At 54.2% G+C, this 10,487-nt stretch carries 4 protein-coding genes and 4 pseudogenes; 3 read left to right on the top strand and 5 right to left on the bottom strand.

Features of this window, described 5'->3' with window-relative positions; all coding sequences use genetic code 11:
- Both L462_RS0123885 and ispG read left to right on the top strand, forming a co-directional pair.
- A pseudogene (locus L462_RS0123885) lies at positions 1–1,883 on the top strand (RHS repeat-associated core domain-containing protein); the annotation flags it as partial.
- Between the two features lie 1,280 nt (positions 1,884–3,163).
- On the top strand, positions 3,164–4,279 hold the full coding sequence (ispG, locus tag L462_RS02270; protein ID WP_032679493.1) for a flavodoxin-dependent (E)-4-hydroxy-3-methylbut-2-enyl-diphosphate synthase: 1,116 nt from the start codon (positions 3,164–3,166) through the stop codon (positions 4,277–4,279).
- Positions 4,280–4,610: 331 nt separating this feature from the next.
- Here the strand turns inward: ispG and L462_RS25660 are convergent, their stop codons facing one another.
- The 3 genes from L462_RS25660 to L462_RS24035 form a co-directional block, all read right to left on the bottom strand.
- Positions 4,611–5,549: a hypothetical protein gene (locus tag L462_RS25660; protein ID WP_050595773.1), complete on the bottom strand. Its 939-nt coding sequence runs from the start codon at positions 5,547–5,549 to the stop codon at positions 4,611–4,613.
- Positions 5,550–5,655: 106 nt separating this feature from the next.
- Positions 5,656–6,138 carry a hypothetical protein gene (locus L462_RS25655; RefSeq protein ID WP_050595772.1) on the bottom strand — a complete coding sequence of 161 codons (483 nt, stop codon included), beginning with the start codon at positions 6,136–6,138 and terminating at the stop codon, positions 5,656–5,658.
- Positions 6,139–6,506: 368 nt separating this feature from the next.
- Complete coding sequence (locus L462_RS24035; protein ID WP_050595771.1) at positions 6,507–6,770, bottom strand: hypothetical protein; 264 nt, start codon at positions 6,768–6,770, stop codon at positions 6,507–6,509.
- Between the two features lie 397 nt (positions 6,771–7,167).
- Here L462_RS24035 and L462_RS24750 point away from each other — a divergent pair.
- A pseudogene (locus L462_RS24750) lies at positions 7,168–7,567 on the top strand (ISKra4 family transposase); the annotation flags it as partial.
- A 475-nt stretch (positions 7,568–8,042) separates the two neighbouring features.
- On the opposite strand, the pseudogene L462_RS25805 reads toward L462_RS24750, so the two are convergent.
- Both L462_RS25805 and L462_RS0123875 read right to left on the bottom strand, forming a co-directional pair.
- Positions 8,043–8,666: pseudogene (locus tag L462_RS25805) on the bottom strand (hypothetical protein); the annotation flags it as partial.
- 186 nt (positions 8,667–8,852) lie between these two features.
- A pseudogene (locus L462_RS0123875) lies at positions 8,853–10,487 on the bottom strand (RHS repeat-associated core domain-containing protein); the annotation flags it as partial.

Genomic DNA, 10,487 nt, shown 5'->3' with positions numbered 1-10,487 from the left:
CGACCCGCGCCTGCACGCGGCCGGACTGGCGAACTTCACGTACCGTCACGCCCTCTCCGGCGCCGTCCTGCGCACGCAGGGCGTGGATAACGGCACCACCGTGACGCTGAACGACGCCACCGGCCGGCCCCTTATCGCGGTCAGCAACATCCGCATTACCCGTGATGGTACGGAGGACATAAGCCGGGCCGTGACCCGCACCTGGCAGTACGAGGACGCGTCGCTGCCCGGGCGCCCGGTGAGCATCACGGAGCAGGCGGCCGGTGAACCCGCCCGCGTCACGGAGCGCTTCGTGTACGCCGGCAGTACGCAGGCGGAGCAGGGCCTGAACCTGGCCGGCGTGTGCGTCAGCCACCACGACACGGCCGGCCTGACGCAGACTGACAGTGTGGCTCTGACCGGGGTACCGCTGTCGGTGACCCGCCGCCTGCTGAAGGAGGCGGACAGCCCGGACGCCGTGGCTGACTGGCAGGGGACAGAGGTATCCGCCTGGAACGGCCTGCTGGCTGACGAGGCATACACCACCCTGACCACCGCGGACGCCGCCGGGGCGGTACTGGCCACCACCGATGCGAAGGGGAACCGCCAGCGCGTGGCGTATGACGTGGCGGGCCGGGTGTCGGGCAGCTGGCTGACGGTGAAGGGCGGCACGGAGCGGGTTATCGTTAGCTCCCTGGCGTACTCGGCCGCCGGGCAGAAGCTGCGCGAAGTGCACGGCAACGGCGTGGTGACCACGTATACCTACGAGCCGCAGACGCAGCGGCTGACCGGGATTAAAACGGAACGCCCCGCCGGACATGCTGCGGGTACGAAGGTGCTGCAGGACCTGCGCTATGAATATGACCCGGTGGGTAATGTTCTTGGCATCAGAAACGATGCGGAAGAGACCCGCTTCTGGCGCAACCAGAAAGTGGTGCCGGAGAGCACGTATACCTACGACAGCCTGTACCGGCTGGTGAGTGCCACCGGGCGCGAGATGGCGAACGCCGGTCAGGGCAGTCACCTGCCGTCAGCCACGGTTCCCCTTCCGGCAGACAGCTCCGCGTACACGAACTACACCCGTACCTACGCCTACGACGCGGGAGACAACCTGACGCAGATTCGTCACAGCGCCCCTGCGACAAACAACACCTACACCACGAAAATCACCATAAGCAACCGGAGCAACCGGGGCGTGCTGAGCACCCTGACGGAAAGCCCCGCAGAGGTGGACGGCCTGTTCACGGCGGGCGGGCAGCAGACGCAGCTGCAGCCGGGGCAGGCGCTGGTCTGGACCGCGCGTAATGAGCTGCTGAAAGTGACGCCGGTGGTGCGTGACGGCGACACCGCAGACTGTGAAAGCTATCGGTATGATGCGGGCAGCCAGCGCGTGCTGAAGGTCAGCGTGCAGAAGACGAACAGCAGCACGCAGACGCAGCGGGTGGTGTACCTGCCGGGACTGGAGCTGCGGACCACAACGGCAGGCGGCGCGGAAACGGAAAGCCTGCAGGTGATGACGGCGGGCGAGGCGGGACGTGCGCAGGTGCGGGTGCTGCACTGGACGTCGGGCAGGCCGGACGGCATCAGCAACGACCAGGTGCGCTACAGCCACGATAACCTGACGGGAAGCAGCGGGCTGGAGGTGGACGGTGACGGCAGGGTCATCAGTATGGAGGAATATTATCCGTACGGGGGCACGGCGATATGGACGGCACGCAACGTGGTGGAAGCCGACTATAAAACGATCAGATACTCGGGGAAGGAGCGCGACGCGACGGGGCTGTACTACTACGGATACCGGTACTACCAGCCGTGGTCGGGACGCTGGCTCTCCTCAGACCCGGCGGGGACGGTGGACGGCCTGAACCTGTTCCGGATGTGCCGCAATAATCCCGTCACGCTTGTTGACAGCACTGGTCTTGCGCCAGTTGCGTTATACCTCGGCTTACTGATTGCAGCAGCAGCTTTAGCTTATATCTTATTCGGCTATAGACCTGAACAGTTACAATCTATTTCTGATCCTCGTAAAATAGCAACATGGGCTCCTGAGTCTATCAATAGTGATTATATTATTACCCATATGGTTCGGGGGGATGATAGCGATTTTTATCAAAAATCAGCCGAGGATGTATTAGCGACCAGGGATATATTCAGCGCAGCGCTGGTTGATACAAAAGAAGTTAAGCAAACGCATGGGGAACGTGGGTACAGATATACAGGTACCTACGCTGAGTCTGGGTTTATTGTTGAACTCCCTCCTCAAAATATTATCGCCACCCATGAACATGACATTTCTTTCCCTACTCATATTGGCAGGCAGGGGAAGACAGGAGAGGTGAACTCACCCTATAAGTTAGCTGATACGATTGTTCGCCCTCCTGTAGCAGGATACTCCTTCACTGGAAAACCGTTTCCGAGGATCAAGTCTTATATAAATATGTTATCCCCAGAAGAGCTAATTAATAAGAGGCCAGAGGCGGAAAAATTATTACCTGATCGCACCTTATACAGGAACGAGATACTGGTCATTGGTAAACCTGACGTAAGGGTTCATGATGATTATCCTCCAACGGAGAGAGTGAAAGTCAGAGGGATATTGGTTGCATCAGAGCGCGCAGACGGAGCAATATCGAATGAAACTAATACCCGTGTTAACAGACTGCAAAAGGTGAACCCGGATTTACCCGTATTTATGTTGGGAAACAGAAGGCTGGAACAGATAAACAGCAAAGTGAAAAAACATTGAGGATAGAGCCCCTTCTTTAGCAGGGGGAACATCTCCAGAATGTAGTGAAATCATTATGGTGTTACCATCCGGCGACTGAACCATGGGGGGAATATGTCTCCCTCCACAGAAAACTGAGGTGTAACGTTATTAATAGTGATTAATATCACCTTTCACATAAGATTAATGTGAGTTTTTCATGTTTCTTTGTACGGTAGGGGGGTAAGAAATTACGTCTTACATGAAGTGAGTGGTGACGATAACTCGGCTTTTAGCTTTTCTCAGTCCGGATAAAAAACTGTTTCAGCAGATTCGGCTTATGCGGAAGGGGGGCCAGTTAATATGAATATTATGCGCCACCAACGTATCAGGGAAAGGCCGGCTTTTCCGGTCTTAAAATCGGTCATATCACCAGTCGGTGTATGACGATTTGCTTAACGTGAGAATGAGGATGAAATGATGAGCAGGACACCACCTGTGGTAAGGCGAAAATCAACCAGAATCTATATTGGCAGCGTGCCTGTGGGGGATGGAGCCCCGATCACGGTTCAGTCCATGACGAACACTCCTACTGGTGACGTGGAGGCGACGGTCCGACAAATTAACGAACTTGAACGGGTGGGGGTGGATATCGTCCGGGTTTCTGTTCCCACCATGGAGGCTGCCGATGCATTTCGCTTAATTAAACAGCGGGTCGGGGTTCCAGTGGTGGCGGATATCCATTTTGACTACCGGATAGCGCTGAAGGTCGCTGAATATGGTGCTGACTGTCTGCGTATCAATCCGGGAAATATAGGGAATCAGGCCCGGATCCGTGCCGTGGTGGACTGCGCCCGGGATAAGAATATACCGATCCGTATCGGGGTAAACGGGGGATCACTTGAAAAAGACATTCAGGCCAGGTATGGCGAGCCGACGCCACAAGCCCTGCTTGAATCTGCTATGCGCCATGTGGATATTCTTGATGCGCTGAATTTTGACCAGTTTAAGGTGAGTGTGAAAGCTTCAGACGTATTTCTTGCCGTGGGGGCCTACCGTCTGCTGGCTGCACGAATAGACCAGCCGCTGCACCTGGGGATCACTGAAGCTGGGGGGATGCGTAGCGGCGCGGTAAAGTCAGCCGTAGGTCTGGGCATGCTCCTGGCTGAAGGGATTGGCGATACCCTTCGAGTCTCACTGGCCGCCGATCCGGTTGAAGAAGTCAGGGTCGGATTTGATATCCTGAATGCCCTTCGTATTCGTTCCCGGGGAATTAATTTCATCGCCTGTCCAACCTGCTCGCGACAGGAATTCGATGTTATCGGCACAGTGAATGCCCTTGAACAGCGACTGGAGGGCATCACCACCCCCCTCGACGTCTCCATCATTGGCTGTATCGTGAACGGTCCTGGAGAGGCGCTGGTCTCTACGCTTGGTGTGACAGGGGGCAATAAAAAAAGTGGGTTCTACGAGAATGGGATCAGACAGAAGGAACGTCTGGACAATCATCAAATTGTAGACCAACTTGAGGCCAGGATCAGGTCAAGGGTCAGAATGATCGAGGCTGAGCGCATTCAGATAAAAGCACTGAACTGACGCTCCGTGATGGAAAATGACCTGGCTTTTAACCACCGGATGATAAGTGTAGGGGAAAATGAAGGCCAACACCGCCTGTTTCTCCCTGTCTTCTTCATCAAAGGGGATGAACACGCGAGCCCTTAACTGCTTTAATAAAACGCTTGTTTGTGGATTCACGACCGATGCCCATTGCTGGCGAGCGTCGGACATAAAAATTATAGCCTGTTCTTCCGAAGAGCAGGCTATGACCTGTTCCGATATCTGAACGAGACGGGCTGAAAGGCAGGTTGGGGGGGATATACCCCCTTACCCAGGAAACCGCACCAATAAAAAGGATCTCTTCAGAAAGTTACATTTTATATCGAAATTTTAAACCCATAACTATACCGTTGATATTCATTCGGCTAACTGGATTTACTCGTGCAGCACCTTTCTTCCAGGCTGCTTCGGTGTACACGCTATCACCGTCCCTCGCAAAATTCCTCATATATTCCCGGTATTGTTCGGTTGTAAATAATTCATAATCTGTCAGGCTGGCCCTACCTCGAATATTCAATACGCTGGGTTGAGGTCCCATATTGATGCCCCCGGCATAGGTCTCATCATTACGCTCGTGCCATTCATCATGAGCACCATGCTGGATTGGGGAATGTGCCTTGACGCTATAGGTTTTGGTCAGAGAATAATTACCCCATCCGAGCAGGTTCTCCGCCTTATGCAAGCCGGTACTCTCCAGCGCCTCATTCAGAACAGGAACCCATTCCTCCGGAGCTACCTGTCTACCATTTTCATCAAGCACACTGTGGATATCGATGTCGCCATATACTGCGTTCCCGAATCCGTCGACAAGGGCTGCCTGTTCTTCATTAATCAAATCCAGGCGGAAACCTTCCCGGCTCAGAACCTGTAGCGCCTCCGGAGCATGGGGAGAAGGATTCTTGATTGTCTGCACATCCTGTTTGCCTTTCTCGGTTTGCTCTGCCGTGTAAAGCACAAGCCCCTCATTGTCATCTCCTTTGAACGTTTTTTGATATACGCCTGCCGGTTTAGGCCGGAACCCCACACGGCCAACGTAAGACACTCGAGCAGAATTTCCTGTGCGGACATTAACATGCCACGATTTCTCAACGGCGATTCGGTGAATGGCTTTATATTCCTCGAAGTGAAGGCCTACCCGTCGTATATTATCAACGAATAAGTCATGAGCAATCTGCTTCAGTCGCGCCTTTCCTGTGGTCGGAGCGAGGCCATCAGGATCGTTGAGCGTTGTCGGGTTATTTCGTACCATACGGTACAAGTTCAGGCCGTCAACGGTTCCCGCCGGATCTGCTGAGAGCCAGCTGCCTACCTACGGCTGGTAGTACCGGTAGCCATAGTAGTACAACCCCGTCGCGTCACGTTCCTTGCCCGAGTAGCGGTGAGTACGGTAACGTGCTTCCACCGTACGGAAAATACTCCTCCGCACTGATGATATTTCCTTTTTCATCCAGCTCCATGCTGTTCATTCCGGTTGTACCACTCAGACTATAACGCACGCAGCCATTGCTCATCCCTGATGGTACTTCATTCTCGCTATCCCAGTGCAGCACCTGTACGTTACCCGCAAGAATAACCGCCAGCGACTCAGTTGTATCGTTGCCCTGTCGGCAGCTCCGGTATTCAAGTCCCGGGAGATACACCACCGTTTCGCGGTGGGTGACATTGTGCGCCTGCTGCAGGGTTTCTTTCACCGCTCTCAGACCACCCGCATCATATTGATAGTACTCCTGAGCTTGTGTGGTGCGCCGCTCTCCGACCTGAGCGAGCCGCCAGTTGCTGGCGTTCGTTTCAGACCAGATTTTGGCCGGGCTGAAGTGCTCGTTGGTTTCCCGCTGCATCAAAGTAGGTATCAACCGTCTGCGGCGTAATGGATCCCCACATTCCCTGCTTAAGAAGGGCATGATTACTGCGATCCGACACGGTCAGCTCCCGGCTCCATTTCGACGCCCTGTTATGTCGGATACGAATCAGGTATCCGGATGCATCGTAACGGTAGTGGCGGGAATAGTTCACGCTTCGGTTGGCCACGTCGCCAGGAAGCAGGATAACGGGCTGTTGCCTGATGAGACATTATCTGATGATTCGCGTCCGGTCGCCTGGATCTACTGGTACAGAGTGTCGTAGACGTACGTGTTTTCCGGCACCACTTTCTGATTGCGCCAGAAGCGTGTTTCTTCTGCGTCGTTACGAACTGACAGAACATTTCCTACCGGATCATAGGTATAACGCGGGTCCTGAAGATCCGGGAGCGCGGGATCCCGGTGCTGAGGCGGGTTATTTTCAGATTGAACAGTTTGCCTGTCTGTGGTGAGTATTCATAGCGCGTTACAACACCGTTCCCCAGCGTTTCCTGCTGTATGTTTCCGTCAGCGGTATAGGTCATGTCAACCAGTAATGTTTGCAGGACGACATTCCCTTTGCGTTGCAGTGTCCGCTGCACCAGCTGTCCGGCAATGTATAACGCTGGCATTGTACGTGGCCGGCTGCATCAGTCTGTCGCACGCCCTGGCCGTAGGCGTCAACAACAAGGGTTGTGAAGGCTCCCGCCGGTGCCAGCAGCATTTCCCAGTCGGACTGCGGGTCTGCAGGGTGGCTCCACTAAGGGAGGGGCTCCAGCTACGCACGGGTATCTGAAGGCGGGGATCGTACGTGGCCAGCGGGAAGCTACCCGGAGAATAGGTAGTTCGCGTCAGTCGCAGGACTGCTGGTTGCCCGACATCATCGCGGTGAAACTGCTGGGTGCGGATCGTCTGAATGATACTCATAGATAGTGGCGTTCTTAATGTGTCGCTTCGTGACACATTACCTGTACATTTGCTTTTTACGGCAGATTCGGATTCTGGTAGGGCCAGAAACATGAGGTATTTCTGGCTCTGCTGGAGAGCAGTAAACGATATCTATGGCATGGTAATGTTGTGGCCGCACTGGAACATAATGATGATTGCGTCATGTATTGCGATAACCCTACACTCAGCTACCCGGGCCTGAAATCCCTGCAAATACATCTGGATGAAATGTATACCTACATCCGGAATAATAAGGGATGATCCCAAACTACGGCGAAATGCGCCGGTACGGTGAGCCGATATCAACCGCGTTTGAGGAATCCACGATCGCCTGACGAATGGCTAAAAAGTAGTAGATGCAGTGGAGCAGAAAAGGGGCCATTATTTGTTACAGACCCGGAACGCCGTTTTAAGTTACGAACTGCAGGATAAATTCGTCTGCTGGTCTCCGGGTGTGTATTACCATGAAGGAGATCGGTGAGTTATTCAGCGATCTCCTCAAATGTTATTACCCGATCTCGATGGATCTCCGTTCATGAAAATACACACCGGGGATTCAAAGTGACAGGAAGGGACTAGCGATGACTAGCATAGCTCACTCTGCCCCATGGTTTTTTTATGCTCTCCCATCAATCTTGCCGAATTAATTGATGATATACCTGAGGAAGTGCGGATAACGTTACATAATGTTATTGCTCACCATTTCAAGAAGTTACAGCACCAGTGGACTCATACAAAGCATGGACAATTTTCGGCCCGGAAATGTGGTCAGGTTCCGAACTGAAAACGGAAAAATGGTGGCGTTCCATATCGAAAACGATGTCTGCTGAAATATTACACCACAGTTATTGATCAGAATTAAATGACAACTGGGGGCCCAAAAACAGGCAGACCCCACAGCTATGTGCTCTACTCTTCTATAGCGGAATTATATTTATTATAATGATATAAAATAATTACTTTCGCTTGAACAGGTTGGTAAATTTTTTTATTCCTTTGATTGAGGTTGGTCTATTACCTTTGTTTGTGTCGAGGTTTTCCTGTCTGTCAGGAAGTCTGGCTGTTGTTATTGGTGTTGGTAATAGCGTTGTCTTATTCAACAAGATATCATTTCTTCCATATACAGCCCTTACATTACTAGGTGAAACAAACATGGACTCTCTACAGAATGAGAATACTATTGTATCATAATCAAGTTTTAATTCACCTAACTTATCAAGAAGAGATACAGTGTCTGGCCAAGAGTTAGAGGTTTCCGAAGTCATGGTTATCCAGTCGGCATCAATTTGATCCGAATTAATAGCACCAGCTATTTCTGAGTAACTTTTTTCATTTGATTCAAAGCCTTTCATCGAGTAGTTAGCCATATAGCCAATTTTTTCAACTCCATTAGTGAACATGACATCAGAGAACTCACCTTCATTTTCTGTTCTATTCTCAAATAAATCGTTCACTGTATCACTTAAAATAGTAGAGTCCTGACTTGTTAGTCTTATCCCAAATCTATTTATTGTGGTATTCTCAATAGATAGCCTTAACCTTATGTGGTGAGGGTTAAAAAATATAAATGATTTACCTTCTGGAACAGGAACTCCAGGTGAGGATGCATTTCGTAATAAACCGTGAGTTGAGACAATCAACATTTTTGAAAGTTTATGTTCTCTTGTATGTAAAATGAAATCTTCACCTTGGATATTTACATCCCAGCGTCGGATGCCATCCACCGTTTTAAAAGTCAGGACCTCTTTAAGCTCGTCAATTGTTGTCTGGAGTCCATCAGGATCCCGGAACGTGACGGGATTATTGCGGCACATCCGGAACAGGTTCAGGCCGTCCACCGTCCCCGCCGGGTCTGCGGAGAGCCACCGCCCCGACCACGGCTGGTAGTACCGGTATCCGTAGTAGTACAGCCCCGTCGCGTCGCGCTCCTTGCCCGAGTAGCGCACCGTTTTGTAGTCCGCTTCCAGCTGACTGCGCGCCGTCAGGATGGCGGTGCCGCCGAACGGGTAGTACTCCTCCGTGCTGATAATATTCCCGTCGCCGTCCAGCTCCAGCCCGCTGCTTCCCGTCAGGTTATCGTGGCTGTAACGCACCTGGTTGTTGCTGATGCCGTCCGGCCTGCCCGACGTCCAGTGCAGCACCCGCACCTGCGCACGTCCCGCCTCGCCCGCCGTCATCACCTGCAGGCTTTCCGTTTCCGCGCCGCCTGCCGTTGTGGTCCGCAGCTCCAGTCCCGGCAGGTACACCACCCGCTGCGTCTGCGTGCTGCTGTTCGTCTTCTGCACGCTGACCTTCAGCACGCGCTGGCTGCCCGCATCATACCGATAGCTTTCACAGTCTGCGGTGTCGCCGTCACGCACCACCGGCGTCACTTTCAGCAGCTCGTTACGCGCGGTCCAGACCAGCGCCTGCCCCGGCTGCAGCTGCGTCTGCTGTCCGCCCGCCGTGAACAGGCCGTCCACCTCTGCGGGGCTTTCCGTCAGGGTGCTCAGCACGCCCCGGTTGCTCCGGTTGCTTATGGTGATTTTCGTGGTGTAGGTGTTGTTTGTCGCAGGGGCGCTGTGACGAATCTGCGTCAGGTTGTCTCCCGCGTCGTAGGCGTAGGTACGGGTGTAGTTCGTGTACGCGGAGCTGTCTGCCGGAAGGGGAACCGTGGCTGACGGCAGGTGACTGCCCTGACCGGCGTTCGCCATCTCGCGCCCGGTGGCACTCACCAGCCGGTACAGGCTGTCGTAGGTATACGTGCTCTCCGGCACCACTTTCTGGTTGCGCCAGAAGCGGGTCTCTTCCGCATCGTTTCTGATGCCAAGAACATTACCCACCGGGTCATATTCATAGCGCAGGTCCTGCAGCACCTTCGTACCCGCAGCATGTCCGGCGGGGCGTTCCGTTTTAATCCCGGTCAGCCGCTGCGTCTGCGGCTCGTAGGTATACGTGGTCACCACGCCGTTGCCGTGCACTTCGCGCAGCTTCTGCCCGGCGGCCGAGTACGCCAGGGAGCTAACGATAACCCGCTCCGTGCCGCCCTTCACCGTCAGCCAGCTGCCCGACACCCGGCCCGCCACGTCATACGCCACGCGCTGGCGGTTCCCCTTCGCATCGGTGGTGGCCAGTACCGCCCCGGCGGCGTCCGCGGTGGTCAGGGTGGTGTATGCCTCGTCAGCCAGCAGGCCGTTCCAGGCGGATACCTCTGTCCCCTGCCAGTCAGCCACGGCGTCCGGGCTGTCCGCCTCCTTCAGCAGGCGGCGGGTCACCGACAGCGGTACCCCGGTCAGAGCCACACTGTCAGTCTGCGTCAGGCCGGCCGTGTCGTGGTGGCTGACGCACACGCCGGCCAGGTTCAGGCCCTGCTCCGCCTGCGTACTGCCGGCGTACACGAAGCGCTCCGTGACGCGGGCGGG

The organism is Enterobacter sp. BIDMC 26, from assembly GCF_000534435.1.
GTDB lineage: Bacteria > Pseudomonadota > Gammaproteobacteria > Enterobacterales > Enterobacteriaceae > Enterobacter > Enterobacter ludwigii.
The sequence above is the reverse complement of the archived record's forward strand: the minus strand, read 5'-3'. Positions and strand labels throughout refer to the sequence as shown.

Coding starts and splice junctions, on each gene's coding strand:
- ispG (WP_032679493.1), top strand. CDS start 3,164: ATGAGCAGGACACCACCTGTGGTAAGGCGAAAATCAACCAGAATCTAT.
- L462_RS25655 (WP_050595772.1), bottom strand. CDS start 6,138: ATGCAGCGGGAAACCAACGAGCACTTCAGCCCGGCCAAAATCTGGTCT.
- L462_RS24035 (WP_050595771.1), bottom strand. CDS start 6,770: ATGCCAGCGTTATACATTGCCGGACAGCTGGTGCAGCGGACACTGCAA.
- L462_RS25660 (WP_050595773.1), bottom strand. CDS start 5,549: ATGGTACGAAATAACCCGACAACGCTCAACGATCCTGATGGCCTCGCT.